Source organism: Sphingomicrobium arenosum (assembly GCF_026157085.1).
Taxonomy (GTDB): domain Bacteria; phylum Pseudomonadota; class Alphaproteobacteria; order Sphingomonadales; family Sphingomonadaceae; genus Sphingomicrobium; species Sphingomicrobium arenosum.
Genome location: NZ_JANPVN010000001.1, coordinates 2,222,606 through 2,249,272 on the forward strand (window position 1 = coordinate 2,222,606; position 26,667 = coordinate 2,249,272).

Consider the following 26,667-nt stretch of genomic DNA (forward strand, 5'->3'; position numbering starts at 1 on the left):
ATCTCATGCGTGCCATCCGTTCGACCGTGCTTGCCGCGGCCATTCTGACGAGCGCCGCAGCTGCGGCTCGGGCGAATCCGACCCCGTCAGGCGAGATACCCGCGCTCGACCTGTCGATCATGGATCGCAGCGTCGATCCGGGGGATGACTTCTATCGCTATGCGGCGGGCATCTGGCTCGACACCACATCGGTGCCCGACGGACGTCGTTCCTTGAGCGGCGCCAATGCGGTGGCGATCGATGTCGACAGGACGTTGGCGGCGATCGTCGAGCAGGCCGTGGCGAGCGACCCTGCGCCCGGGACACCGGCGTGGCGGATCAAGACGCTGTACGACAGCTATGTCGCGGGCGACGGCACCTCGCCGGTCGCGCAGCAGGCGGTCGCCGACGGCGTGGTTACGATCCAGAAGCTCGACACGCATTACGATGTCGCGCGCTTCATGGCCGATCCCTATTCGAACAGCATCGCCGGCGTCTATAACTGGATCGACGCGGGCAATCCCTCGCGCCGCGACATCACCATCGACCAGCAATTCTTCTTTCAGGGCGCATTGGGGCTCGGCGACCGCAGCGCTTATCTCGATGCGGAGAAGGCCGAAGCACTGGCCGCCTATCGCGATTATATGGCGGCGACCTTCGCGCGCACCGGTCTTGCCGATGGGATCGCGCGCGCCGATGCGGTGGTCGCCTTCGAAACCGCGTTGGCCGAGGCGATGTGGACGCCCGATCGCATGCGCGACCGCGAGGCCAATTACCGACCCATGACGATGGCCGAGCTCGACGCCTATGCCCCCGGCTTTTCATGGCGCGGCTGGCTCGATGCCGTCGGGATCGACCGACCCGAGCGCGTGATCCTGCGGCAGGACAGCGCGCTCCGGGCCGCCGCGCGGATTTTCGCCGATACACCGGTCGAGGTCCTGAAGGACTATCTCGCCTTCCATTGGGTCGACAATCACTGGTCCTTTCTCGGCGCGGACCTGCGCGAACCCGCGCTCGTCTATCATTATGACGATCCGTCGCAGCGCGCCTCGACCGAGCAGCGCGCGATCGGCATGGTAGCGCGCTATCTCGGCGACGACCTGTCGCAATTGTGGGTCGCGGAAAACCTCGACGCGGCGCGGATCGAGCGGGCGCGCGCCATGGGTCGCGAGATGGTCGCCGCGACCGGCGACTGGCTCCGACAGGCGGCGTGGCTCAGCGAGGAAACGCGCACGAAATCGCTCGACAAGCTTGCAGGCTTTACCCTCAAGCTCGGCGCACCCGAGGCCTATCGCCCGGTGCCAGCCGATGCCGTCAGCTCGGACTTTTACGAAAGCGCGCGCGCGCTCAAGATGACCGCTGCCGACCTCGATTGGGACGGCATCGGCCAGCCGCTGCCCCCGCAATATTGGTATGCCGCCAAGCCGTTCACCGTCGATGCCGCAAATGCGCCCGACCGGCGCACGCTGACCATCACCCCGGCGGTCATCGACGGCGCGCTACGGGGACAGGACCCCGCGGTCATCTATGCGAGCGCCTTCGTCATCGGCCATGAAATCGGACACAGCTTCGATGACCAGGGATCGAAGTTCGACCCCGACGGTATCCTCCAGCCATGGTGGACCGAGGCCAGCCGCGTCGCTTACGACGCAGAAGTCGCCAAGATGGCGCGCCAGATCGAGGCGTGGGAATTTGCGCCCGGGGTGACGATGAAGCCCGAGCAGGTCATGGGCGAGGCGCTCGGCGATCTCATCGGGCTGCGCATCGCCGAACGAGCGCTCGACAATTACCTTGCCGCCAACCCCGACGAGGCGGGCGCTGACGCCAGTGGCTATACCGCCAAGCAGCGCTTCTACCTCAGCTATGCGCAAGGTTTTCGAACCGTCTGGAAGCCCGGCGCGCTCGAAGAATATGTCGCCACCCAATATCATCCGCCCGGCGAGTTTCGCGCCATCGGCATCCTGCGCAATATGGACGGCTGGTACGACGCCTTCGACATCGGACCCGAAGACGACCTCTGGCTCGCTCCCGAGGCTCGCGTTCGCCTTTAACGACTGATTGCGTCACGGCCTCGCCGTTCCATCGAAGTTTCCGATCAATCTGACCAATGTTGTTGATTGGACGGAACGAACGGGGAGGCGCACCCTTTGGCCTGACAGACATCTGAGTCGATATCAGGAAAGGGGATTTGCCATGGACGCCAAGACCGGGACGACGGGGGGCGGCTGCCCCTTCCACGGAGACGGGGGCGTGCGCTCGCTCCTTGGACGCCAGAACCGCGACTGGTGGCCCGACCAGCTCCAGCTCGACATCCTAACCACGGGGGCCAAGTCGGCCAATCCGCTGGGCGAGGATTTCGACTATCAGAAGGCCTTTCTCGAGCTCGACTATCAGGGCCTGAAGAACGACCTCAAGGCGCTGATGACCGACAGCCAGCCGTGGTGGCCGGCCGATTATGGGCATTACGGCCCCTTCTTCATCCGCATGGCGTGGCACGCGGCGGGCACTTATCGCACCGGAGACGGTCGCGGCGGCGCCTCCTCGGGCCAGCAGCGCTTCGCGCCGCTCAACTCGTGGCCGGACAACGGCAACCTCGACAAGGCGCGCCGCCTGTTGTGGCCGATCAAGCAGAAGTACGGCAACAAGATCAGCTGGGCCGATCTGTTCGTGCTCACCGGCAATGTCGCCATCGAGAGCATGGGCGGCCCCGTCTTCGGCTTCGGCGGCGGGCGTGCCGACGTGTTCGAGCCCGAGATGGTCTATTGGGGCTCGGAAGAGAAATGGGTCGATGAAGGCGTCGAGACGCGCATCATCCCCGACGAGGGCAAGGCGCTCGAAAACCCGCTGGCCGCGATCCAGATGGGCCTCATCTATGTCAACCCGGAAGGCCCTGGCGGCAATCCCAACGACTGGGAAGGCATGGCGCGCGACATGAAGGAAACCTTCGCGCGCATGGCCATGAACGATGAGGAAACCGTCGCGCTGACCGCCGGCGGTCACGCCTTCGGCAAGGCGCATGGCGCCAAGCCGATCGACACCTTCTCGGGCGCGCCCGAGGGCGAAAACCTCCATCGCATGGGCTTCGGCTGGCTCACCGATCCAGAGGAGATCGGCAAGGGCCATATCACCACCTCGGGCATCGAGGGTGCGTGGACGCCGAACCCGACGCAGTGGGGCGGCGACTATTTCCGCCTCCTGTTCAAATATGAATATGAGCTCGTCCAGTCGCCGGCGGGCGCCAACCAGTGGCAGCCGATCGACCCCGATCCCGAGGACATGGCGCCCGACGCGCGCGACCCTTCCAAGAAGGTGCCGACGATGATGACGACGGCGGACATGGCATTGAAACGCGACCCCGACTATCGCAAGATCTCGGAGCGTTTCCGCGACGACCAGGCCGCATTGGACGATGCCTTCGCACGCGCCTGGTTCAAGCTGACGCACCGCGACATGGGCCCCAAGGTCCGCTACCTCGGCCCCGACGTGCCCGATGAAGACCTCATCTGGCAGGACCCGACGCCTGCTGGCGCCAAGCCCTCCGACAGCGACGTCACGGCGTTCAAGTCCAAGATCCTCGATGCCGGCCATTCGGTCGCCGAACTGGTGAAAGCGGCTTGGGCCTCTGCCTCGACCTATCGCAAGTCCGACCATCGCGGCGGTGCCAATGGCGCCCGCCTCCGGCTTGAGCCGCAGAAGAATTGGGCGGTCAACGATCCCGACGAATTGTCGAAGGTGCTCGCCAGCATCGACAGCCACCGCGGTAATTTGTCGATGGCCGATGCCATCGTGCTCGCGGGTGCGGCGGCGATCGAAAAGGCGGCCAAGGATGGCGGCTTCGACGTCAGCGTCGACGTCACGACCGGGCGCGGCGATGCGAGTCAGGATCAGACCGATGCCGAGAGCTTTGAGCCCCTGCAGCCCTTTGCCGACGGGTTCCGCAACTATCTCAAGACCAAGGCGCAGGTGAAGACCGAGGACATGCTCGTTGACCGGGCCGAGAACCTCAATCTCTCCATGCCCGAGATGACAGCCCTCCTCGGCGGCATGCGGGCGCTGGGGGCGGTCAGCCACCACGCCAAGCATGGCGACAAGATCGGCGTCCTCACCGACCGGCCGGGGACCCTCTCCAACGATTTCTTCGTCAACCTCCTCGAGATGGGCACCATCTGGGAAGTGGTCGATGACAGCGGCGACGAGGAATTCGTCGGCAAGTGCCGCGAGAAGGGCAGCGAGAAATGGCGCGCGACCCGCACCGATCTCGTGTTCGGCTCCAACTCGCAGCTGCGCGCCATCGCCGAGGTCTATGCCGAACGCGGTAACGAGGCGAAGTTCGTCAAGGACTTCGTGGCGGCGTGGACCAAGGTCATGGACGCCGACCGCTTCGATCTCGCCTACGCCAAATATCACGGCTAGTCGTCGGACCGCCCCGTCTTGGGGTAGTTGCAAGGAGGCGCCCCGTCACTGACGGAGCGCCTTTTTGCGCGCGCCTAGACCGCCGCGCTGGTCTGCCGGTAAAGCTTTCTGCAACATATGGTTGGCAGAAGCCCCATGATCCGCAAAAACCGCTGTTTCAGGAACCTCGCATGACCCTTTCCCGCGCCGCCTGCACGCTTCTGGCCGCGAGCCTGATCGCCACGCCTCTCGCGGCGCGCGAGATCGCCTTTCGCGTCGAGGCGCGCACCGTGCACAGCTATGAGATCGAGATTTGCGATCCCGAGGTCGAGCTGATCGCCGATGGCGATGACGATACCGATCTCGATTATCGCATCACCGATTCCACCGGCGCGGTGGTGCACGAGGACAAGGGCGGCACCGACCGCGCCGCGGCACGGCTCGTCAACCTCAAGAGCGCGGGCTGCACCGCCTACGATCTCGAGGTCACCAACCTCGGCAATGTCTTCAACCTGATGAAGGTGACGCTCGGCGCGCCGTCGGGCGCCACGTCGGACGATGGCCGCGATCGCCGCGTCACCTTCGAGAACAAGCGCGACGAGGCGATCTATTTCCTGCGCTGGTCGCGCGGCGAGGAGCCGCGCTGGGGCGAGGATCGGCTGGGCGACGAGGTCATCATGGGCGGCGGCAGCTGGACCGGCACGGTCGATGACGGTGGCAATGCCTGCGTCTACGATTTCAAGATCGAAACCGCGAGCGACGAGGTGGTGATGCGGATGGACGTGGACGTCTGCGAGGCCCGGCGGATCGTCATCGACTAGGCCTTCTCTCGGGCGCAGCCTTCCCCCCTGTGGCGCAAATGCGCCTTGCCAGTGGCCGCTGCGCCGCTATCGTCGGCGCCGAACCGTAACAATAGCGCTCGGGGAGGGCGTATCCATGGCAGCAACACAACAGGTCTCGCTGATCGATCGCGTGACCAACATCTCGGACTTCATCTGGGTCGGCACCTGGAATGGTGCCGAAATCATCCCCGTCCCGCCGATGGTCATCATTTTGCTCGGGATCGGGTTGTGGATCATGGTCGGCCTGCGCTTCTATCCGATCCTCGGATTGGGCAGCGCCTTCAAGGGGCTGTTCGCGGGCCGCAAGGGCCAGGGTGCGGGCGAAATCTCTCCCTTTGCCGCGCTGTCGACGGCTTTGTCGGGACAGGTCGGCACGGGTAACCTTGCCGGCGTCGCCACCGCCATCACGCTGGGCGGCCCCGGCGCGATCTTCTGGATGTGGATCACCGCGCTGTTCGGCATGGCCCTGGCCTTTGCCGAGGGCAGCCTCGCCATCCGCTTCCGCTCGCAGTCGGCGAGCGGCAATTATCGCGGCGGCCCGATGACCTACATCCTGATGGGGCTGGGCAAGAAATGGACCTGGCTCGCGGTGCTCTTCTGCCTCGGCACGCTCTTCTCGGCGGTCGTCACGGGCAACTCGATCCAGGCCAATTCGATCGCCGACAGTTTCGGCGAGATCTTCGGCATGCAGGAATGGCTCGCCGGCCTCATCGTCGCCATCGCGGTGTTCATCGTCATCATCGGCGGCATCAAGTCGATCGGCTCGGTGGCCGAAAAGGTCGTGCCCTTCATGGCGGCGGCCTATATCGCCATGGCGCTGCTCGCGATCCTGCTCGACATCCAGGACATTCCCGAAACCTTCGCGCGCATCTTCCACGGCGCGTTCAACGTGCAGTCGGCCTCGGGCGGCTTTGCCGGGGCGGCCATCATCATCGCGATGCGCGCGGGCGTGGCGCGCGGCCTCTTCTCGAACGAGGCCGGTCAGGGTTCGACCCCGATCGCGCACGCCGTCGCACAGAATGACGACCCTGCCAGCCAGGGCCGCTTCGCGATGCTCGGCACCTTCATCGACACGATCGTCATCTGCACCATGACCGCGCTCGTCATCCTCACCGTGGAAGGCAATTTCACGGGCGGGGGCGAAGCGGTGAAGCATGCCTGGCAGTCGGACCTCAACGGGTTCGAGATGACCTCGGCGGCCTTCGGCGCGGCCTTCCCGGCGCTGGTGCTGGGCGTGCCGATCGGCTCGCTCGTCGCCTCGGTGGCGCTGATCCTGTTCGTCTTCACCACGCTCCTCACCTGGAGCTATTACGGCGAACGCGCGATCACCTTCCTCTACGACCGCGTCCCCGGCGCCAGCCTCAAGGGCGAGCAGGTGCTCCACGTCCTGTGGCGTCTCCTGTGGTGCGTCGTCATCTACATCGGGGCGAGCGTCGACCTTGAGCTCGTGTGGCGTCTCGGCGACATCTCGAACGCGGCGATGGCGCTGCCCAACCTCATTGCGCTGGCAGCATTGTCGGGCGTCGTGTTCGCGCTCGCCAAGGGCGACAAGACGGCGGGCAAGACGCATGACGTGGCCGAGGTCACCAACCTCGCGCGTGACGACGATGCGCCGCCGCCGGGGGTGGGCCACTAGGCCTGCGAACCGACAGCTTGAACAAGGGAAAGGCCGGGCATCGCTCCGGCCTTTTTCGTTGGCGAGTGCGCGTCGACTAGCGCGGCACGCGGGTCGACAGGATCGTCGCGGTCGAGATGGACGCCACCCCTTCGGTGGCCGCGATTTTCTGGCGCAGCGCGTTGATGGCGCTCGTCGTCGCGGCGCGCGCGTGCAGCACGATATCGTCCTCGCCCGTCACGCAATGGACCCGGGCGACATGATCATAAGCGGTGATCGCCTCGGCAAACGCGTCATTGTCCTGACCCGCGGCAAAACGCACCGTGAGCATCGCCTCGACGAGCCCCGCCGCCTCGGCATCCACCTCGGCGCGATAGCCGCGAATGACGCCGCGCTCCTCGAGCCGCGCTATCCGGTCGTGCGTCGCGCTGCGCGACAGGCCGGTGACGCGCGCCAGCGCGGTCATGCTGGCGCGGGCATTGCGCTCTAGGGCAGCGATCAGCCGGGCGTCGATCTCGTCCATGAGGCGCAGCGCTAGCAGCGCTGGGGCGGGGCGACAATCGTCCGGCCGCGCCGACGCCTTGCCGGTGGCAGCGCTCGGCCATGCGCTCTATTTCGCAAGCCATGACCCATCACTTCGACGCCGCAGGCACCGCCGCCCTTTCCCGCCGCCTCGCGACCGCGCTCGCCCCGATCGAGGAGGGACGCGCGAGCGCCTCGCCGAGCTTCGACGAGTCCGCCTTCCTCGCCGACCTCGCCGCACAGGATTTCGCAAACCCGCGCCCGCTCGAAGAGGTCGAGGATTGGGTCATCCGCGCCTTCGCGAGCGGCAATGTGCAGATGACGCATCCCGGCTATGTCGGCCTGTTCAACCCCGCGCCCTTCGAGGCGGCGAGACGGGCCGACCTCATCGCGGCAGGATTCAATCCTCAACTCGCGGTGCGCAGCCATGCCATCGCCGCCGCCGAGGTGGAGGCGCATGTCGTGCGCGCATGGACCCGGCGCATCGGCTGGGGTGAAGGCGCGGACGGCCATTTTACCAGCGGCGGGGCGGAGGCCAATGCGACAGCGCTGCAAGCGGCGCTGATGCACGTCGCGCCGCAGATTGCCGAAGAGGGCATGGCGGCGATTGCCGAACCGCGCTTCTATATCAGTGCCGAGAGCCATCTCGCCTGGCTCAAGATCGCGCATCAGGCGGGGCTGGGGCGACGTGCGGTGGTGCTGGTGCCGACCGACGGGGTGGGACGAATGGACGCGAAGGCGCTGGCGGATGTCATCGCCGGGGACCGTGCGGCGGGCCGTACCCCGCTGATGATCGCGGCGACCGCGGGTACGACCAATGCCGGCGCCGTGGATCCGCTCCATGCCTGCGCCGACATCGCCGCGCGAGAGAGGCTCTGGCTCCACGTCGATGCGGCATGGGGCGGGGCGCTGCTGGCGTCGAACCGGCTGCGCGACACGCTCGACGGGATCGCGCGCGCCGACAGCGTGACGCTCGATGCGCACAAATGGCTCGGCGCGACGATGGGCACGGGCATGTTCCTCACCGCGCATCCCGAGCATCTCGCCAAAGCCTTCAACGTGGCGACGAGCTATATGCCGAGCGCCGATGCGGGGGTGGATCCCTATCTCAACGGTTATCAATGGTCGCGCCGCGCGCTCGGCCTGAGGCTCTACATGGTGATGGCGCAGCTCGGCTGGGACGGGCTTGCCGCGCATGTCGAACAGGCGGTCGCGCGCTGCGACAAGCTCGCCGCGCGGCTCGAGGCCGAAGGCTGGGTCCGGCGCAACGGCAAAGCGATGGCGGTTGCCTGCATGGTACCGCCCGATGGCGGCGCGGAGGTCGCCACCATCGTAGAGCGCGTCATCGCAAGCGGCCAGGCCTGGCTGTCGCTGGCCCGCTTCGAGGGCGAGCCGGTCCTGCGCTTCTGCCTCACCAACGGCCTGACCGACGAGGCGGCGATCGAGCGGATCGCGGCGGCGATCCTCGAGGCGGCTCAGTTATAGGCGCGCTCGCCATGCTCGGCGAGGTCGAGCCCCAACTGCTCGTCTTCGCTGTCCACCCGAAGCGGCATGACCGCACGGAGCGCGAACAGGATGAGCGCGCTGCCCCCGCCCGACCAGGCGATGGCGATGGCCACGCTGGCGACCTGCACGCCGAGCTGGGGCAAGAGCGCATAATCGCCCTGTCCGCCGAGCGCGGGGAGCCCCGCGACGACGAGGCCGATCGAGCCGATGATGCCGCCAAGGCCGTGGATGCCGAAAACGTCGAGGCTGTCGTCGAGGCGGAGCTTGTGCTTGGCCACCCCGACGAAGCCGTAGCAGCCGAGGCCCGAGACGGCGCCCAGCAGCAGCGCGCCGAGCGGGCCCGAGACGCCTGCCGCCGGCGTGATGGCAACCAGCCCCGCGACCGCGCCCGAGGCGCCGCCGAGGAGGCTGGCCTTGCCCGAGCGCACGCGCTCCGCCGCCATCCACGCCAGCACGCCTGCGGCAGGCGCGATGAAGCTGTTGAGCATGGCCAGCGCGGCGAGCCCGCCAGCGCCCAGCGCCGAGCCCGCGTTGAAGCCGAACCAGCCGACCCACAGGAGCCCCGTGCCGATCAGCGCCAGCGCGAGGCTGTGCGGGGGCATGGCGTCCTTCAGGAAGCCGCGCCGCTTGCCGACGAAAGCGACCGCGACGAGGCCCGCGATCCCTGCATTGATATGCACCACCGTGCCGCCCGCAAAATCGATCGCGTCCATGCCGAGGATGAGGCCGCCGTCAGCCCAGACCATGTGCGCGATGGGGGCGTAGACGAGGGTGAGGAAGGCTGCGGCGAAGGCGAGCATGGCGGAAAAGCGCATCCGCTCGACCACCGCGCCGACGATCAGGGCGGCGGTGATGGCGGCAAAGGTCATCTGGAAGGCGGCGAAGAGCAGCGTCGGGATCGTGCCGCTGGCATCGTCGGGGCCGACGCCGACGAGACCCGCGAGCTTCAAGTCGCCCACGAACTTTCCTGTCCCTGAGAAAGCGAGGCTGTAGCCCCACAGCACCCACAGGATCATGACCAGCGCGGCGACCCCCATCACCTGGCTCATCACCGACAAAAGGTTCTTGGCGCGCACCAACCCGCCATAGAATAGCGCCAGCCCGGGCAGGATCATGAGCATGACAAGCAATGTCGCGGTCAGAAGCCAGGCGGTATCGCCGCTGTCGATCATGTGGATGCCCCCCGGATATGTTGCACCTGCGAAGCCTAGCCTGCGGGCGTGGGGAGACAATTAAAATGGCGGGCGAAGTGAACTTTTCACCAGCAAGAACAGCGCCCTAGCGCGCCTCGAAACCCGCGATCGCCTCGGCCATCCATCGCCCCGCGACGAGGCTCGACAGGTCGGTGGCATCGAGCGGCGGGTCCCATTCGACCAGGTCGATGATGCGGACCCTAGGCTCGGCGGCGAGACGGCGGACGGCGGCGAAGAAATCGCGCGCCTGCATCCCGCCCGGGCGGGCGCCAGGGGCGGCAGGAAATTGCGCGCGGTCGATGACGTCGATGTCGCAATCGACAAGGATCGCCTCGCAATGGGCGACATGGGCGAGCGCGGCTTGGATCGCCTTTTCCATCCCCACCGCCTCGGCCTCGGCCAGCGTGATGACCCTATTTCCTGCCGCCAGCGCGTCATCGTGCATGGCCTTGGAATTGGCGAAGGGGAGGAGCCCGACCTGCGCCACATTGGCGCCGGGCAGTCCGTCCTCGAGCAACGCGCGCACCGGATTGCCGTTCAACAGCCCGTCCTCCATCCCGCGCATATCGAAATGCGCATCGAGGGTGACGAGCCCGACCTTATCCAGCGGCAGCCCGAGCGCATGGACGCAGGGACGCGTCACCGCATTATTGCCGCCGATGACGAGGCTGAGGTCGTGCGCATCCACGCTGGTTGCGATGGCGTCGATCATCGCACCGGTGACCTCCTCGATCGTCTCGCTCTCGAGCATCACGTCGCCATGATCGGTGATGCGAGCCGTCAGCTCGCGCCTCGTGTCCACGTCATAGCGCCCGATGCGCCGCAATACCTTGCGCAGCGCGGCGGGGGCGAGGTCGCATTGTCCCGGCGTCACCGAACCGATGCGGAGCGGCACGCCGACGAGCCCGACAGATGCATCTGCGGCGGAATCGACCAGGAGGTCGCCAAGATTGGGCCAGCTCATGGCTTGACGAATAGCAGGGTGAACGCGCACTGCCAGCCTCATGGGGGAAGTGATTTATACGGGTGGCGGCATCGCCACCATGGAGCGTCGTGACGGCGACCCGCTCGGGCGCATTGCCGACGGCGCGGTGCGCGTGTCGAACGGGCGCATCGTCGCGGTGGGCGCGCGCGACGACGTCGATGCGGCCGATGCCGAGGTGATCGACCTGTCCGGCCAGTGGCTCACCCCCGGCCTCATCGACTGTCACACCCATCTCGTCTTCGGCGGCACGCGCGCGCAGGAACATGCCATGCGCCGCGCGGGCGCCACTTACGAGGAAATCGCCGAGGCCGGTGGCGGCATCCTGTCCACCGTCCGCGCGACCCGCGAGGCGAGCGAGGAAGACTTGCTTGCCGCCGCCCGCAAGCGCCTCGAGGCGTTGGCAGCCAGCGGCGCAACCACGGTCGAAGTGAAGTCGGGCTATGGCCTCGATGCCGACAGCGAAGTGAAGATGCTGCGCGTCGCCCGCGCGCTCCACGGCCATGCCGGGGTAAGCGTCGTGCCGACCTTTCTCGCGCTCCACGCCCTCCCGCCCGGCGTCGATCGCGCCGACTATGTCGAGGAGGTCGCGACCCGCACCATCCCGCGCATCGCCGCCGAGGGGCTGGCGCGAAGCGTCGATGCCTTTTGCGAGCGCATCGCCTTCACGCGTGAAGAGGTCGAACGCATCTTCACCGCCGCGGAGCGCGAGGGGCTGCCCGTGCGCCTCCATGCCGAACAGCTTTCCAATTCGGACGGCGCGGCGATGGCCTCGCGCTTCAAGGCGCTGTCGGCCGACCATCTGGAACATCTCGACGAAGCGGGCGCGGGGGCGATGGCGGAGGCGGGGACGGTGGCGGTGCTGCTGCCCGCCGCTTTCTATTGCCTGCGTGAGACGCACCGGCCGCCGGTCGAGCTCTTGCGCGAGACGGGCGTGCGCATCGCCATCGCCACCGACTGCAACCCCGGCACCTCGCCCACGCTCTCGCTGCCACTGGTCATGAACATGGCGGCGACCATCTTCGGCCTGTCGCCGGAAGAAGCGCTGGCAGGCATGACGATCCATGCCGCCGCCGCATTGGGCCTCGACGACCGAGGCCGCATCGCGGTCGGCCAGCGCGCCGACCTTTGCGCCTGGGATGTCGAGACGCTCGATGAACTCGCCTATTGGATCGGGCTTCCCGGTCCGGCCCGCCGCTTCGTGGCGGACGATGAACGATAAGGACCCCGCATGACCGACCCGCGCCGCGACAATGCCCGTGTGATCCACGCCCGCACCGGCCCCCACAAGGTAGCCAAGCATTGGACCACCGAGGCGGCCGTGCGGATGCTCCAGAACAATCTCGACCCCGCCGTGGCGGAAGCGCCCGAGAGCCTCGTCGTCTATGGCGGCATCGGCCGCGCCGCGCGCAACTGGGCCTGTTATGACAAGATCGTCGAGACGCTGGAGCGTCTGGAAGAGACCGAGACACTGCTCGTCCAGTCGGGCAAGCCCGTCGGCGTCTTTCCCACCCACAAGGATGCACCGCGCGTCCTCATCGCCAATTCCAACCTCGTTCCCAAATGGGCGACGTGGGAGCATTTCAACGAGCTCAATGCCAAGGGCCTGATGATGTACGGCCAGATGACCGCGGGCAGCTGGATCTACATCGGCAGCCAGGGCATCGTGCAGGGCACCTACGAAACCTTTGCCGAAATGGGCCGCCAGCATTTCGGCGGCGACCTGTCGGGCAAGTGGGTGCTGACCGCCGGCCTCGGCGGCATGGGCGGGGCGCAGCCGCTCGCCGCGGTCATGGCGGGCGCGCATTGCATCGCCATCGAATGCCAGGAAAGCCGCATCGAAAAGCGGCTCGAGACGCGCTATCTCGACCACCGCGCCGACAGTATCGAGGAAGCGCTCGAGATCATCGGCAAGGCCACCGCGCCCACCAGCGTCGGCGTGCTCGGCAATGCCGCCGAACTCCTGCCGCAGATGGTGGAAAAAGGCATCCGCCCCGACGCGGTCACCGACCAGACGAGCGCGCACGACCCGGCCAACGGCTATTGCCCCGCCGGCTGGAGCGTCGCCAAATGGATCGAGATGCGCGAGAGCGATCCGGCCCTCGTCGCGGCAGAGGCGCGCAAGTCGATGGCGGTGCACGTCCGCGCCATGCTCGCCTTCCACGAAATGGGGATCCCCACCTTCGATTATGGCAACAACATCCGCCAGGAAGCCTTTGACGAGGGCGTGGAGAACGCCTTCGACTTCCCCGGTTTCGTCCCCGCCTATGTCCGCCCGCTCTTCTGCCGCGGCGTCGGTCCGTTCCGCTGGGCCGCGCTCTCGGGCGATCCCGAGGACATCGCGAAAACCGATGCCAAGGTGAAGGAGCTGATCCCCGACGATCCGCACCTCCACCGCTGGCTCGACATGGCGGCCGAGCGCATCTCTTTTCAGGGTCTGCCCGCGCGCATCTGCTGGGTCGGACTGGGCCAGCGCCACCGCCTGGGCCTCGCCTTCAACGACATGGTGAGGAACGGCGAACTCAAGGCGCCCGTCGTGATCGGCCGCGACCATCTCGATTCAGGCTCGGTCGCCAGCCCCAATCGCGAGACCGAGAGCATGATGGACGGGTCGGACGCGGTATCCGACTGGCCGCTCCTCAACGCGCTCCTCAACACCGCGGGCGGCGCGACCTGGGTGTCGCTCCACCATGGCGGCGGGGTCGGCATGGGCTATTCGCAGCATTCGGGGGTGGTGATCGTCGCCGACGGCAGCAAGGATGCCGACGAACGCCTCGCCCGCGTCCTGTGGAACGACCCCGGCACCGGCGTCATGCGCCATGCCGATGCGGGCTACGACATCGCCAGGGAGTGCGCGCGCGAACAGGGCCTCGACCTGCCGATGCTGGAGAACGGCCAGTGATCACGCTCATCCCCGGCAACGTCTGCCTCCACGATTTGAAGCGCCTGTGGGAAGGTGCGCCCTGCCAGCTTCACGATGGCGCCAAGGCCGACATCGAGGACAGCCACGCCGTCGTCACCCGCATCGTCGCGGGCGGAGAGACGGTCTATGGCGTCAACACCGGTTTCGGCCTGCTAGCGAGCGAGAAGATCCCGCCCGAACGGCTCGCCGAACTGCAGCGCAACCTCATCCTCTCGCACAGCTGCGGGCTGGGCGCGCCGCTGCCGACGCGGGTGACGCGGCTGATGATGATCCTCAAGCTGATCGGGCTGGGGCGCGGCGCCTCGGGCGTGCGGCTGGAGCTCGTCGAGGCCTTGCAGGGGATGGTCGATGCCGACGCGATCCCGCTGGTGCCGAGCCAGGGCAGCGTGGGCGCGAGCGGAGACCTCGCCCCGCTCGCGCACATGACCGCCGCGATGCTTGGCGAGGGCTGGGTCGAACTGAAAGGCGCGAAGATGCCCGCCGCCGAGGCGCTCGAGGCGATCGGCATGGCGCCGGTCGAACTGGGCCCGAAGGAAGGGCTGGCGATGATCAACGGCACGCAGGCCTCGACCGCGATCGCCTTGGACGCCTTCTTCAAGGGCCAGCGCGTGTTCGACGCGGCGATGGTGGCGGGCGCCATGTCGGTCGATGCCCTGAAGGGCAGCGTGAAGCCGTTCGACGAGCGCATCAGCGAATTGCGCGGCCATCGCAGCCAGGAGTTCGTCGCCCACGCCATGCGCGACTGGCTCGAAGGCAGCGAGATCGTCGACAGCCACCACCGCTGCGGCAAGGTGCAGGATCCCTACAGCTTCCGATGCCAGCCGCAGGTGATGGGCGCCTGCCTCGACCTGATCACCAAGGTCGCGCAGATGCTCGAGGTGGAAGCCAATGCGGTGACCGACAATCCGGTGCTCTTCGGCGCCGAGGGCGAAGAGGCCGACGAGGCGATTTCGGGCGGCAATTTCCATGCCCAGCCGGTGGCCTTCGCGGCCGACATGCTGGCCATGGCGCTCTGCGAGGTCGGCAGCCTGTCGGAGCGCCGCACGAGCGTGCTGGTCGATCCCAAGATGAGCGGACTGCCCGCCTTCCTGATCGACGATGGCGGGGTGAATTCGGGGCTGATGATCCCGCAGGTCACCGCCGCCGCGCTAGTCAGCGAGAATAAGGCGCTGGCCCATCCGGCGAGCGTGGATTCGATCCCGACCAGCGCGGGGCAGGAAGACCATGTCTCCATGGCTCCGATCGCGGCGCGCAAGGCGGGGCAGATTGCCGAAAATGCGGCGGGCGTGATCGCCGTCGAACTGATCGCGGCGGCGCAGGGGGTCGACTATCACGCGCCCCTGAAGACCAGTCCCAAGCTGCAGACGATCCATGCAAAGGTGCGAGAGCATTCGGCCTATCTCGAAAGCGACCGCTATTGGGCCGACGAAATGGCCGCGCTCCAGGCAGCGGTGCTGGCGGGCGAAATCGCCTGACGGAAAACGGCGTCACATCGCGCCGACTTGGCGGAAATCGACGCGGCGGCGTTCGTTTTCAGCTGAGAACGCCGAATTTTGCGGATCGCCGCCCGGCACCTTTACCGGACCCCGTCGTGGGCCATAACTCTCTCCGCGTGGGTGGCGTAAGGGGGAGTGAAATCGATGTTCGAGCTTGTTGAGGCCCTCTTTCTGGCCCCTGAGGCGGCGCCGGTCGAGCCGATCGCTTTCACGCTTCGACCCGACCCCGTGGCCATCAACCACGCACTCGAAAAGCGCAGGGTCCCCGCGCTCGCTTATGCGAGCATGCGCGATTGCCGGCTGGAAACGGTCGGCTATTTCGGGATCGTTGACAAGGCGGCGCAGCGTCCCGCGGGGCCCGACACGCTATGGGAAGCGGCCTCGCTGACCAAGTCGGTCTTCGGCTATCTCGTCATGCGACTGGTCGAGGACGGCAAGATCGAGCTCGACGCCCCGCTCGCCGACGACATGGATGCGCCGCGCATTGCCGACAAGGCGCGCTATGCCCGCCTTACGCCCCGCCTCATCCTCCAGCACCAGAGCGGCCTGCCCAACTGGGCGGACGATGTGGACAACAAGATTCAGCTGACCGAACCACTCGATTTCATCGCCGAGCCGGGTGAGGGGTTTCACTATTCGGGCGAGGCCTACCAGCTGCTTGCGATCCACGTGCAGAACCGCACCAACATGACGCTGCACGAGATCTTTCGTCATTACCTCGGGGAGGTGATGCCTCGAAGCAGCTTCGAGCGCACCCCCGACGGCATGGTCCCCGCCATCGGCTATTTCCCGATTGGCGAGCGTGAATTTGCCATCCCTGCCTTTCCCTCGCGCCCTGCGGCGGCGCCCGGCGGTCTGGTGACCACACCGACCGACTTTGCCGCCTTCATGGGACATCTCTGCCGCGAGGAAGGCCTGTCGCCGGCGGGCTATGAGGAGATGCTGGGGGTGCGCAACAGCATCGAACCCACGCCGCAGGATCGCCGCCGCCGGATCCACACCAGCGGCTATGGTTTCGGCTTCGCGGTCGAGCGTTACGGCGACCGCGAGACCATCTACCATTATGGCCACAACGGCAATTTCGAGGCGCTTTATCTCTATGATCGAATGGCGCGTGACGGGATCGTCTATTTCACCAATGCCAAGGGCGGGGATGCGGTGATCCACGATGTCGCGGGTCTCTATCCGTGGGAAGAGGCGGAGGAATGAGGCCGCTTGCTCGCCTCCCTTTGCTTCTCCTGTTTCTGGTTGGCCTCGTCGCGAGCCCGGCGCATGCGCACGACCTCGCCGCCGATCTCGACGCGATCGCGCAGCGTCATTTCGAGGAGGCCCGCCTGCCTGGCCTTGCCGTCGCCGTAGTAAATGACGGGCGGCTGGTCTATCAGGGCACCTTCGGCGACGCGCGTCCGGGCGTGCCGCTGACCCCCGCGCATGCCTTTCACGTGGCCTCGCTGTCCAAACCCTTCGTGGCGACGGCGATCATGTTGCTGGTCGAGGAAGGCCAGTTGGGGCTCGACGACCCGGTCGTGCGCCACCTCCCCTATTTCCCTTTCGACCCAGCCATCACGGTTCGACAGATGTTGAGCCATAGCTCGGGGCTGCCAGACGTGACGGATTATGGCTGGGATCGCCCGGACTATGATGACGCTGCCGCCGAACGCTATGTCCGCTCGCTGGAGCGCGGGACGGCGCTGTTCGTGCCGGGCGAGGATCGGGTCTATTCGAACATGGCTTTCGATGTTCTCGGCGACCTCATCGCCAAGGTGTCGGTCGTGCCGTTCGAACAATATGTCGAGACGCGGCTGCTCCGCCCCGTGGGGATGCTGACCAGCAGCTTTTTTTATCCCGACATCCCGTTTGCCAACCGTGTATTCGGTCATGAGGGCGAGGAGCGCCGCCGGGTCGCTCACCATCCCTACAACCGGCCGCATGCGCCCTCATCGACGCTCAATGCCTCGCTCGGCGACATGGTGCAGTGGATGCAATTCAATTTGCAGCGCGGGGTGGTCGGAACCCGAGAGATCCTCGGCAAGGACAGTTTCGAGGGGCTCTGGTCGGCGCAAAGTGCTGATGGGCGCAACGGGTTGAGCTGGTTTCGCTATGCCGACGGCGATCGATGGTCGGTCTATCACGGCGGCGCCGACACGGGCTTTCGCGCGCGCATCAGCCTCTATCCCGACGAGGGGATGGGCATCGTGATCCTGTCCAATTGGGACGGGTTCGATTACGGCCCACTCTACTTCGAGTTGCTGGGCGCGCTCGCCGACTAGCGGAAATTGCGTCCCTTGGGAATGCAATCGACATTGCGCGGGTGGATGCCGGTGGTGCGGCCGGCGTGTTGGCCGGGGAGCGTGCCGCTGCCGCCGCCCATGACTTCGTCGCCGCGTCCTCCATGGGGCGCCCACGCTCCGCCGCCGTCGCCGCGACCCTGGGTGGGGGCGAGAAGATCGTCCGACAGGTGCGAGAGCAGCGCGGTGTCGTCCTCCAGATGCGCCGCGATGACGTGGACGACGGCGTCGTCATGCTGGACGATGCCCGTCACTTTCAACAGCCGCGCGCCCATGACGATGGGGCGATAGGCCTCGAACGCATCGGGCCAGACGACGAGATTGGCGACGCCGGTTTCATCCTCGATGGTGGTGAAGCACACGCCCTTGGCGCTGCCCGGGCGCTGGCGGATGAGGACGAGCCCCGCGAGGCTGACCCGCCGCCCATAGCGCATGTCGCGAAGCTCGCCCGCCGTCACGCAGCCGCGCGCCGCATAATGGCCGCGCAGGAACTGCATCGGATGCGCCTTCAGGCTCAGCCGGGTCGTCTGGTAATCGGTCACCACCTGTTCGGACGGCGGCATGGCGGGCAGGCGCACCTGCTCGACCTCCCAGCCCTCGTCGCGCGCATCGGCCGCCTCGAACAGCGGCAGCGCGGGCGCGCCCTTCAGCGCCTTGGCGTCCCATAGCGCGGCGCGGCGATCGAGCTTCATCGAGCGAAAGGCATCGGCCTCGGCGAGCTTCTCGACCCCCGCGACCGAAATCCCCGCGCGCTTCTTCACCTCCTCGACGCTGGCATAAGGCGTGGAGGCGCGCGCTGCGACAATTCGGGTGGCGTCGTCGAGCCGGAGGCCATCGACCTGCCGGAAACCGAGCCGCAGCGCCATGCGCGGGCTCGGTATCGGTAAGCTGTCGGGCGCCCAGGCACCGGTCGGCAACGCGGTCGAGCCCCAGCTGCGGTGCTGCGCCACCGGCTCCCTATCGGTCGGCTCGAGCGTGCAGTCCCAGTGGCTGTGATTGACGTCCACCGGCCGCACCTCGACCCCATGTTCGCGCGCGTCGCGGACGATCTGCGCGGGCGCGTAGAACCCCATCGGCTGGCTGTTCAATAAAGCGGCGGCGAAGGCGGCGGGATAGCGCCACTTTAGCCAGCTCGACACGTAGACGAGCAGCGCGAAGCTCGCCGCATGGCTCTCGGGGAAGCCATATTCGCCGAAGCCGCGGATCTGGTGGAAGCATCGCTCGGCGAATTCTGGGTCGTAGCCGCGCTCCACCATCCGTCCGACCATCTTGTCCTGCAACAGGTCGATGGTGCCTCTGCTGCGGAAGGTCGCCATCGCCTTCCTCAGCTGATTGGCCTCGGCGGAGGAGAATTTCGCCGCATCGAGCGCGATCTTCATCGCCTGTTCCTGGAACACGGGCACGCCCAGGGTTCGCCGCAGGATACGCTCCAGTTCGTCCGGCGGGCCATGATCGGGGTCGGGGCAGGGGTAGACGACGGGCTCGCGCCCCTGCCGCCGCTTGAGGAAGGGATGCACCATGTCGCCCTGGATCGGGCCGGGGCGCACGATCGCCACCTCGATGACGAGGTCGTAGAATTCGCGCGGCCTGAGGCGCGGCAGCATGTTCATCTGCGCGCGGCTTTCGACCTGGAAGACCCCCAAACTGTCGCCCTCGCACAGCATGTCGTAGACGCCCGGCTCCTCCTTGGGGAGCGTGGCGAGATCCCACGTCTCGCCATGATGCGCCGCGATGAGGTCGAACGCCTTGCGGCAACAGGTCAGCATGCCGAGCGCGAGGACGTCGATCTTGAGGATGCCCAGTTCCTCGATGTCGTCCTTGTCCCATTCGATGAAGGTGCGGTCGGGCATGGCGCCATTGCCGATCGGCACCGTCTCGGTGAGCGGGCGCTGGGTCAGGATGAAGCCGCCGACATGCTGGCTCAAATGCCGCGGCATGCCGATCAACTGCTCGGCGAGCGCGACCGTGCGCTTCAAATGCGGATCGCTCAAATCGAGCCCTGCCTCGGCCACGCGTTCCTCGCGCATCTCGCTTTCCATCGAACCCCAGAAGGTGCCCGCGATCGCCGCGCACACATCCTCCGACCAGCCCATCACCTTGCCGACTTCGCGGATCGCCATGCGCGGGCGATAATGGATCACCGTCGCCGCGATCCCCGCCCGCTCGCGCCCATATTTGGCGTAGATATGCTGGATCACCTCCTCGCGCCGCTCATGCTCGAAATCTACGTCGATATCGGGCGGCTCCTTGCGCTCCTCGCTGATGAAGCGCTCGAACAACAGGTCGGTGGTCGAGGGGTCGACCGCGGTGATGCCGAGGCAGTAGCAGACCGCGCTGTTGGCCGCGCTGCCCCGCCCCTGGCACAGGATCGGCGGGTCGAGCGAGCGCGCGAAGGCGACGATGTCGTGGACGGTGAGGAAGTAGCGCGCGAAGTCGAGTTTCTCGATCAGCGCCAGCTCCTTCTTCAGCTGGGCGATGATGGCGGGTGGCACCCCCTCGGGCCAGCGGCGGCTGGAGCCTGCCCAGGTGAGATGTTCGAGATGCTGCTGCGGGGTGCGCCCGCCGGGACAGGTTTCCTCGGGATATTCGTAGCGCAGTTCATCGAGCGAGAAATGGATCGCGTCGGCGAACGCGCGGGTGGCGCGAATGGCGTGCGGCCAGCGCTCGAACAGCGCCGCCATCTCGCCCGGCCCCTTCAAATGCCGCTCGGCATTGGCGTGGAGGCGCCAGCCCGCGGTCTCGAGCGTCACCTTCTCGCGGATGCAGGTCATCACGTCCTGCAGCGGGCGCTTTTCGGGGGCATGATAATGCACGTCATTGGTGGCGAGGATCGTGCAGCGATGGGCGCGGGCGAGGCGGTCCAATCGCTCGATGCGGGCCACATCGTCGCCGCGATAGAGGTAGCTCGCGGCGACATAAGCGAGTCCCGGCAGCGCGGCGACCAGCGCGGGCAGCGCCTGTGCAAAGGCATCCACGTCCTCGCCCGGCAAGGCGATGAAGGCGATGTCGGCGCACCGGTTCGCGATTTCGGAAAGCAGCAGGTCGCATTCGCCCTTGGCGCTGCGCATCTTGCCCATGCTGAGCAGCGCGGAGAGATTGGCATAGCCCTCGCGGCTGACCGGATAGGCGAGCAGCTCGGGCGCATCCACCGGGCACAGGCGGCAACCGATCAGCGGGCGCAACCCCGCCGCCTTGGCCGCGCTGTGGACACGCACGACGCCCGCCAGCGTATCGCGGTCGGCGACCCCGATCGCGTCCATCCCCTTCTCCAGCGCGCTCAGCACCAGCTCGATCGCATCCGACGCGCCGCGCAGGAAGGAGAAGGGGGTGGTCACGCCCAATTCGACATAGGGCGCGCGCGGGATCACCGGACGCGGCGCGCCGTCGTCGAGGATCAGCTTGCGCTTGGAAAAGGAGGCGGGGCTGGCGTCAGGCATGAGCTATCGCGTCGCCCCAGCGAAGGCTGGGGCCCATGCCGGCGAGGTTTCGCCACCATCGCCGGTTGCCGCGCCGACATGGATCCCAGCCTGTGCTGGGATGACGGCAAGGGGGCACTGCCCGCTCATCCGAACAGGCCGTGGATGTACCAAACCGGATCACCCCCGCGCCCGTCCCCGAACAATCCCTCGCGAAAGATCCAGTAGCCGCGCCCCGCCTGGTCCTCGACGCGATAATAGTCGCGCAAGCGCGCAGGCCGATATTCGCGCCACCATTCGGGCGAGATGCGCTCGGGCCCCTCGACGCGCTTGATGTCATGCACCGCGCGGCGCCAGACGAAGCGGCGCGGCAACCCCTCGGGGGTGGCGTAGAGCACGCTGATCGCCTCGGGCGTATCGAGCAGGCGCTCGGGGCGCGGGGCCTGTGGGGGCGGCGTTTCTTCTGCCGGTGCATCGGCGAGCGCCGACTGCCAGCCTGCCGAGCGCTCGGGCATGTGCGCGGGCACGCGGCGTGGACGGCTGACGGCCTGGGGCCCGAGCCGCGTCGCGATGCGATCGACGAGGCGCCCGACCGCCACGCCCGCCGGTTCGCCGCCGTCCAACGCGTCCTGCGCGGGGTCGAGCGGCTCGGCCCAGGCCGCGGTCAGCGCAAAGGCGTCGAAACCGAATTCGGGGTCGAGCGCTTGCACTTTCTCCGCCAGCAGGCGCTTCAGATGCGCGGCCTCTCGGGTCGCCAGTGCGGTCGAGGCCTCGACGCTGGCGACCGATCCGTCGACGCGAAAGCCCGCGAGCGTGATCGTGCGCGCGCCCAGCCGCCGCGCCTCCAATTGCCTTGCGAGGTCGGGGACGAGCAGGTCCAGCGCCTGGGCGGCGGCCTGCGGATCGTCGACCGGTTCCTTGAGGCGGAGCCTCGCGGTGGGCGGCGGGTCGTCACGCTCGGTGGTCAGCGGATCGCTGGCACGGCCCAGGGCGCGGTCGAGCGCATCGAGGGGATTGTCGGCGGTGCGAAACCGACGCGCGAGGCTGCGCCGTTCGATCCCCGACAGGCTGGCGATGGTCTTGAGGCCGAGACGGTTCAGCGTCTGGACCACATGGGGCGGCAGGCGCAGCGCCGACACCGGCAGCGGGGCGAGTTGCGCGGCCAATTGCCCGCTCGCCAGCTTGCGATCGATCTTGTTGCGGGGCGGGGTGTGTGCCGAGCCCGCAAGCTCCCCCCGCCCCGCTCCCTCGCGGGAATGATGCGCCAGCGCCCAGGCGGCGAGCGGCGTGTCGGCGATCGCGGTGCGCGCGGTGAGGCCGAGGCCGGCAAAGCGCGCCTCGACATCGTCGAGCAACTGGCGCTCGCCGCCCCACAGGTGGGCGATGCCGCTGGCGTCCAGTCGCAAGGCATCGGCGCCGTCGCGCTCGACCAGCGGCGACCAGCGCTGCGCCCAGCGCGCCAATCGCGCCATGAGCTTGTCATCGCCGATGAGGTCGCAGGCGATGACGGTGGCCTGCGGATCGATCGCGCGCGCATCGGTGAGCCGCATGCCGGCGCGAAGGCCGAGAAGCGCGGCATTGTCGCAGGTCGCATGCACCAGCGTACCATGCGGCCCCTCGCGGGTGAGCAGGATGCGCGCGCCTTCAGGAGGCGTGTCGCCATGCTGGCTCGCGATTTTCCGCCAGCGCTCGATCGACAGGCGCGGCAACCAGATGGCGAGCGTCCTTGCTCGCACCTTCCTCATCGATCCACTCCCATTGGCCGGGCGCCCGCCCGCGCGCGCGAAACAGGTCGAGCGATAGTCGCGATCGCCCCGGGGCTTTCAGATTGTAGGGATGCGCGCCCGACGGGCGGCTTTCGACCCGCCAGCGCCAGCGCGCGCCTGACAGGTTCGCCGCGCCTGCCCCCAGCCGGACCAGCCAGCAGGGCACGCCATGCGCTTCGGCGGCAAAGGCGAGGCGCCGCGTCGCGGTGAAATCCAGCCGCGCATGCTCGCCCCACGCCTCGCCCACGACCCCGCTCAGGGCCGAACATCGCAACGCCTCCTCCATGACCCAGAGCAATTTGGGCGTGTCGGGGGTGCAGACATGGACGAGCGGAAGGGTGCCGTCCCCGAGGCCGGGGGGATGGATGCGCCCGGCCTCGAGGATGGCCATCCGTTCCTGTACCCACAGGAGCGGACGATCCGGGCTTGCCTGCGCGAGCAGGAACCGCACCCAGCCCGCATCGCGCGCATGGGTCGGGAAGATCTCGCTGAGCGTTGGCTGGTGGGGGAGCGGGATGCGTGCCCGGCCGAGCAGGTCATCGGGTGCACCCCCGCGCTCCTCGCCTTCCCCCTCGGGAAGGTCGGATGGAGGCCGCACGAGCCCCCGCGCGGCGCCGTCGGGCAGCGCCACGGGAAGCTCGCCGGCGCGGATGGAAAGGCCATCTGCCACACGACTCGCCGTCACCTTGTTCTTGTTATGTTCTACTTCGCCCAACAAGCGGGCCGGAGTCAAATCTGGCGGAAAAGCAGGACCGGATCGAAGGCTTTCGCCCTGCCGCTTCAGGCGTGACGCGGCGACTCGGGTGCCGTGCGACCTGCACGTTTCCCGGTGCGTTTCCCGGCGCGATCATACGCGCGCTGCTGGCGACGCGTGCGCGCGGGCATCTCGCCCTCCATCTCGCACACGAACTGGTTCACATGCGCCATGATCCGGCTCAATGCCGGGCGCCAGACGGCAAAGCCCATGTGATGCGTGTCGATCTCCACGGCGCGATCCGAATGGCATTCGTCGCCGCGCGCGGCGCGCGGCGCGACGATGCCGTCGCGGCGGCTCCAGAAGGCCATGGTCGGTACCGGCGGCTTGTCTTCGAGGCGGGGGAAGGGCGGCTCGTTGACGTCATGCCCCGCGACCCATTCGTAGAGCCAGCGGACATTGTTGTTGCTCTTGAGGTCGCCGCAGAAAGGCGAGGCGAGGGTGACCACCGCGCGTACTTTGTCGGGCGCGTGGCGCGCCAGTTCGCGAGCATAAAGGCCGCCGAGGCTCCAGCCGAGGACCAGTACCTTGCGGCCCTCGCCGATGGCGTCGAGCCGCGCCTCGAGCGATTCCAGCAGCCCGGCATAGGCGCCCTTGTTGACGCCCAACTGCCACGGATGCGCGCGCCAGCCATAGCGCCCCAGCGCACCGCGGATCTGGCTGGTCGACCGGTCGGAGGAGAGAAAACCGGGAAGGACGAGCGCGGGCGGGCCGTTATCGGGCCCGGTCGGCTCGGTCGGGCCCCAGGCCGAGGCGAAGCGCGGAAATTGCCACAGCACTTCGCGCGTGCGTTCCCATGCCGACGGCGCGATGTCGTCGGGATGGATGCGATCCTGCGGGTGTACCGCAGGCGGGGTGCGCTGCGTGGCCATGTCTCCCATGTGGGGTCGATAAAGCCCCGAAACAAGTTAAGTTCCCGATAAAAACCGGGCTATTTGGGGACGAAGTCGGCGATTTCGCGGGTCACGATCCGCAACATCGGGCGCGACAGGCCGATGCGCAGGTGGCCGCAGGGCAGCTTGACGCAGCGATCGCTTTCATGCGGCAACCCGCATTGCGCGCGCTGGGCGAGGAGCCCGTCCTTCTCGGCCACCAGCGACAGCGTCGGCACCGGCGGCTTGTCGCTAATCTGTTCGACCGGCGGCGCATCGACCGGATGGCCCGCGACTTTCTCGTACAGGGGCCAGACATTGTTCAGCTTGGCATGGCCCGAAAAGGGCGAGGCGAGCGTGACGACGGCGCGCACCTTGTCGGGCACCGCGCGCGCCACTTCGCGCGCCACCACGCCGCCGAGGCTCCAGCCGACGAGCAATGCCTTGTCATCGCCGCGAATGGCGTCGAGCCGCGCGATCATGTCCTCGAGCATGCCCTCATAGGCGCCATTGTTGCGCCCGCGCCCCCAACCATGGACCCGCCAGCCATCGCGCGCGAGGAAACGGCGCAATTCGAGCGTCGTACGGTCATTGGCAAGAAAGCCCGGGATCACCAATGCTGGCGGCCCGTTGCGGGGGCCGCGCGCGTCGAGGTGCCCGATCATCCGCCCCATGCGCACCAGTTGGTTGGCGCTGTCGATCAGCCGCCGCGTGAAGTGCGGGACGTCCTCGCCCTCGCCCTCCTTCAGCGTCGAGCGCCGATCCTCAGAGATATTCATCGCCATTCATCAGGTGGCGGATGCCCTCGGGCAGCTTGACGCGCCCATCCTCGGTCTGATGGTTCTCGAGGAGCGGCACGAGGATGCGCGGGCTCGCCAACGCGGTATTGTTGAGCGTATGCGCGAACACGACCTTGCCGTCCGAATTGCGATAGCGAAGCTTGGCGCGGCGTGCCTGCCAGTCGTGCAAGGTCGAACAGCTGTGCGTCTCGCGATATTTGTTCAGGCTCGGCACCCAGCTCTCGAGGTCGTTCATGCGATATTTGCCGAGCCCCATGTCGCCGGTCGAAGTCTCGATCACCTGATAGGGGATGTCCATCGCGCGGAGGAGCTTTTCCGCCGCGCCCAAGAGCTTCTCGTGCCATTCGGCGGAAACGTCCTCGTCGGCCTGGCAGATGACGAACTGCTCGACCTTGACGAATTGGTGAACACGCAGCAGCCCGCGCACGTCGCGTCCCGCGCTGCCCGCCTCGCGGCGAAAACAGGGGCTGTAGCCGACATAGAGGATCGGCAGCTGCGCTTCCTCGAGGATCTCGCCCGAGTGGAGGCCCGTCAGCGCCACCTCTGCTGTGCCGGCGAGGAACAGGTCGTCCTTTTCGAGCTCGTAGGTTTCCTCGCGGTGTCCGGGGAATTGCCCTTGGCGAATGAACGCATCTTCGCGGGCATAGGCGGGCAGGGTGATCGGCTCGAACCCATTGCCCATGATCTCTTCCAGCGCCCAGGCCATCAGCTTCTGTTCGAGCAGCGCAAGGCGTCCCTTGAGGCAGTAGGTGCGGCTGCCCGAGACCTGCGTGATGCGGCTGAGGTCGGCCCAGTCGTTCTTCTCGAGGAGCGCGACATGGTCGAGCGGTTCGAAGTCGAAGGTGCGCGGCGTGCCCTCGGTGCGGATGACGACATTGTCCTCTTCGCCGGGGCCGACAGGCGCGCCTTCCCACGGGATACCCGGCATCTGCAGCATCATCGCCTCATAGGCGGCGACCTTGTCGGCCAACCCGGCTTCGAGTTCGGAAGCGCGCTTGCCCGCGTCCTTGGCCTGCTTGCCGAGCGCAGCCTTTTCATCGGGCGCGGCATCCTTGAACATGCCGCTGATCCGATTGCGCTCGGCGCGCAGCTGGTCGATCTCGGTCTTGGCCGAGCGGATTTCGGCGTCGAGCGCGAGGAGCGCGTCCACGTCGAGGTCGACATTCTTGGCGGCGATGGCCTCGCGCACCGTGTCGGTCTGGGTCTTGATGAAGTCGATCGAAAGCATGGCTGCCTCCTGCCTTGCCCAAGGGGGCGTTGGCAAGGGCGAAGCGCGCCCCGACCATTGACAATTTCGCAACCGAAATGCGCTATGCCTCGC

The 26,667-nt window shown here is 67.2% G+C and carries 19 protein-coding genes; 10 read left to right on the top strand and 9 right to left on the bottom strand.

The window, feature by feature from the left end; all coding sequences use genetic code 11:
* The first annotated feature begins 5 nt into the window (after window positions 1-5).
* The 4 genes from NUW51_RS11175 to NUW51_RS11190 all read left to right on the top strand — a co-directional run bounded on the left by NUW51_RS11175 (window position 6) and on the right by NUW51_RS11190 (window position 6,849).
* Window positions 6-2,030: a M13-type metalloendopeptidase gene (locus NUW51_RS11175; RefSeq protein WP_265587595.1), complete on the top strand. Its 2,025-nt coding sequence runs from the start codon at window positions 6-8 to the stop codon at window positions 2,028-2,030.
* A 142-nt stretch (window positions 2,031-2,172) separates the two neighbouring features.
* Entirely contained in the window at window positions 2,173-4,392 is a 2,220-nt protein-coding gene (gene katG / locus NUW51_RS11180) for a catalase/peroxidase HPI (protein ID WP_265587596.1), read from the top strand.
* 170 nt (window positions 4,393-4,562) lie between these two features.
* Entirely contained in the window at window positions 4,563-5,192 is a 630-nt protein-coding gene (locus NUW51_RS11185) for a hypothetical protein (protein ID WP_265587597.1), read from the top strand.
* Window positions 5,193-5,307: 115 nt separating this feature from the next.
* Window positions 5,308-6,849, top strand: coding sequence for an alanine/glycine:cation symporter family protein (locus NUW51_RS11190; protein ID WP_265587598.1), 1,542 nt, complete (start codon window positions 5,308-5,310; stop codon window positions 6,847-6,849).
* A 76-nt stretch (window positions 6,850-6,925) separates the two neighbouring features.
* Here the strand turns inward: NUW51_RS11190 and NUW51_RS11195 are convergent, their stop codons facing one another.
* Window positions 6,926-7,351: an Lrp/AsnC family transcriptional regulator gene (locus tag NUW51_RS11195; protein ID WP_265587599.1), complete on the bottom strand. Its 426-nt coding sequence runs from the start codon at window positions 7,349-7,351 to the stop codon at window positions 6,926-6,928.
* A 101-nt stretch (window positions 7,352-7,452) separates the two neighbouring features.
* Here NUW51_RS11195 and NUW51_RS11200 point away from each other — a divergent pair, with 101 nt between their 5' ends.
* Window positions 7,453-8,835, top strand: coding sequence for a pyridoxal phosphate-dependent decarboxylase family protein (locus NUW51_RS11200; RefSeq protein WP_265587600.1), 1,383 nt, complete (start codon window positions 7,453-7,455; stop codon window positions 8,833-8,835).
* On the opposite strand, the gene NUW51_RS11205 is transcribed toward NUW51_RS11200, so the two are convergent.
* Together NUW51_RS11205 and NUW51_RS11210 are read right to left on the bottom strand one after the other, a co-directional pair.
* Window positions 8,826-10,028, bottom strand: coding sequence for an ammonium transporter (locus NUW51_RS11205; protein WP_265587601.1), 1,203 nt, complete (start codon window positions 10,026-10,028; stop codon window positions 8,826-8,828). The two genes, NUW51_RS11200 and NUW51_RS11205, sit on opposite strands and share 10 nt — an antisense overlap.
* A gap of 106 nt (window positions 10,029-10,134) precedes the next feature.
* A complete protein-coding gene (locus NUW51_RS11210; protein WP_265587602.1) occupies window positions 10,135-11,013 on the bottom strand; it encodes an arginase family protein in 879 nt (292 codons plus the stop codon).
* 40 nt (window positions 11,014-11,053) lie between these two features.
* Here NUW51_RS11210 and hutI point away from each other — a divergent pair, with 40 nt between their 5' ends.
* From hutI to NUW51_RS11235, 5 genes are all read left to right on the top strand, one after another.
* Window positions 11,054-12,253: an imidazolonepropionase gene (gene hutI / locus NUW51_RS11215; RefSeq protein ID WP_265587603.1), complete on the top strand. Its 1,200-nt coding sequence runs from the start codon at window positions 11,054-11,056 to the stop codon at window positions 12,251-12,253.
* Between the two features lie 9 nt (window positions 12,254-12,262).
* Window positions 12,263-13,933: a urocanate hydratase gene (gene hutU / locus NUW51_RS11220; RefSeq protein WP_265587604.1), complete on the top strand. Its 1,671-nt coding sequence runs from the start codon at window positions 12,263-12,265 to the stop codon at window positions 13,931-13,933.
* A complete protein-coding gene (gene hutH, locus NUW51_RS11225; protein WP_265587605.1) occupies window positions 13,930-15,429 on the top strand; it encodes a histidine ammonia-lyase in 1,500 nt (499 codons plus the stop codon). Before hutU ends, hutH begins: the two co-directional genes overlap by 4 nt.
* Before the next feature lie 165 nt (window positions 15,430-15,594).
* On the top strand, window positions 15,595-16,659 hold the full coding sequence (locus NUW51_RS11230) for a serine hydrolase domain-containing protein (protein WP_265587606.1): 1,065 nt from the start codon (window positions 15,595-15,597) through the stop codon (window positions 16,657-16,659).
* Window positions 16,656-17,720 (top strand): serine hydrolase domain-containing protein, encoded by a 1,065-nt coding sequence (locus tag NUW51_RS11235; RefSeq protein WP_265587607.1) that lies wholly within the window; start codon window positions 16,656-16,658, stop codon window positions 17,718-17,720. Before NUW51_RS11230 ends, NUW51_RS11235 begins: the two co-directional genes overlap by 4 nt.
* Here the strand turns inward: NUW51_RS11235 and NUW51_RS11240 are convergent.
* From NUW51_RS11240 to serS, 6 genes are all read right to left on the bottom strand, one after another.
* Window positions 17,717-21,175, bottom strand: coding sequence for an error-prone DNA polymerase (locus NUW51_RS11240; RefSeq protein ID WP_265587608.1), 3,459 nt, complete (start codon window positions 21,173-21,175; stop codon window positions 17,717-17,719). The genes NUW51_RS11235 and NUW51_RS11240 overlap by 4 nt on opposite strands.
* A 125-nt stretch (window positions 21,176-21,300) precedes the next feature.
* Window positions 21,301-22,899, bottom strand: coding sequence for a DUF6504 family protein (locus tag NUW51_RS11245; RefSeq protein WP_265587609.1), 1,599 nt, complete (start codon window positions 22,897-22,899; stop codon window positions 21,301-21,303).
* Window positions 22,799-23,590 (bottom strand): ImuA family protein, encoded by a 792-nt coding sequence (locus tag NUW51_RS11250; RefSeq protein WP_265587610.1) that lies wholly within the window; start codon window positions 23,588-23,590, stop codon window positions 22,799-22,801. Before NUW51_RS11250 ends, NUW51_RS11245 begins: the two co-directional genes overlap by 101 nt.
* A 110-nt stretch (window positions 23,591-23,700) precedes the next feature.
* The gene (locus tag NUW51_RS11255) at window positions 23,701-24,546 is read right to left on the bottom strand and encodes an alpha/beta hydrolase family protein (RefSeq protein ID WP_265587611.1); all 846 of its coding nucleotides are present in this window, start codon (window positions 24,544-24,546) and stop codon (window positions 23,701-23,703) included.
* Between the two features lie 59 nt (window positions 24,547-24,605).
* Window positions 24,606-25,325: an alpha/beta fold hydrolase gene (locus tag NUW51_RS11260; protein ID WP_265587612.1), complete on the bottom strand. Its 720-nt coding sequence runs from the start codon at window positions 25,323-25,325 to the stop codon at window positions 24,606-24,608.
* Window positions 25,312-26,574 (bottom strand): serine--tRNA ligase, encoded by a 1,263-nt coding sequence (gene serS / locus NUW51_RS11265; RefSeq protein WP_265587613.1) that lies wholly within the window; start codon window positions 26,572-26,574, stop codon window positions 25,312-25,314. Before serS ends, NUW51_RS11260 begins: the two co-directional genes overlap by 14 nt.
* Window positions 26,575-26,667: the final 93 nt, after the last annotated feature.

Bases quoted from the DNA above. Each gene is read 5' to 3' on its own strand.
- NUW51_RS11260 (WP_265587612.1), bottom strand. From the start codon at position 25,325: ATGAATATCTCTGAGGATCGGCGCTCGACGCTGAAGGAGGGCGAGGGC.
- NUW51_RS11240 (WP_265587608.1), bottom strand. From the start codon at position 21,175: ATGCCTGACGCCAGCCCCGCCTCCTTTTCCAAGCGCAAGCTGATCCTC.
- NUW51_RS11235 (WP_265587607.1), top strand. From the start codon at position 16,656: ATGAGGCCGCTTGCTCGCCTCCCTTTGCTTCTCCTGTTTCTGGTTGGC.
- NUW51_RS11175 (WP_265587595.1), top strand. From the start codon at position 6: ATGCGTGCCATCCGTTCGACCGTGCTTGCCGCGGCCATTCTGACGAGC.
- serS (WP_265587613.1), bottom strand. From the start codon at position 26,574: ATGCTTTCGATCGACTTCATCAAGACCCAGACCGACACGGTGCGCGAG.
- katG (WP_265587596.1), top strand. From the start codon at position 2,173: ATGGACGCCAAGACCGGGACGACGGGGGGCGGCTGCCCCTTCCACGGA.
- NUW51_RS11210 (WP_265587602.1), bottom strand. From the start codon at position 11,013: ATGAGCTGGCCCAATCTTGGCGACCTCCTGGTCGATTCCGCCGCAGAT.
- hutI (WP_265587603.1), top strand. From the start codon at position 11,054: ATGGGGGAAGTGATTTATACGGGTGGCGGCATCGCCACCATGGAGCGT.
- NUW51_RS11255 (WP_265587611.1), bottom strand. From the start codon at position 24,546: ATGGCCACGCAGCGCACCCCGCCTGCGGTACACCCGCAGGATCGCATC.
- hutU (WP_265587604.1), top strand. From the start codon at position 12,263: ATGACCGACCCGCGCCGCGACAATGCCCGTGTGATCCACGCCCGCACC.
- NUW51_RS11230 (WP_265587606.1), top strand. From the start codon at position 15,595: ATGTTCGAGCTTGTTGAGGCCCTCTTTCTGGCCCCTGAGGCGGCGCCG.
- NUW51_RS11185 (WP_265587597.1), top strand. From the start codon at position 4,563: ATGACCCTTTCCCGCGCCGCCTGCACGCTTCTGGCCGCGAGCCTGATC.
- NUW51_RS11195 (WP_265587599.1), bottom strand. From the start codon at position 7,351: ATGGACGAGATCGACGCCCGGCTGATCGCTGCCCTAGAGCGCAATGCC.
- NUW51_RS11205 (WP_265587601.1), bottom strand. From the start codon at position 10,028: ATGATCGACAGCGGCGATACCGCCTGGCTTCTGACCGCGACATTGCTT.
- NUW51_RS11190 (WP_265587598.1), top strand. From the start codon at position 5,308: ATGGCAGCAACACAACAGGTCTCGCTGATCGATCGCGTGACCAACATC.
- NUW51_RS11245 (WP_265587609.1), bottom strand. From the start codon at position 22,899: ATGAGGAAGGTGCGAGCAAGGACGCTCGCCATCTGGTTGCCGCGCCTG.
- NUW51_RS11200 (WP_265587600.1), top strand. From the start codon at position 7,453: ATGACCCATCACTTCGACGCCGCAGGCACCGCCGCCCTTTCCCGCCGC.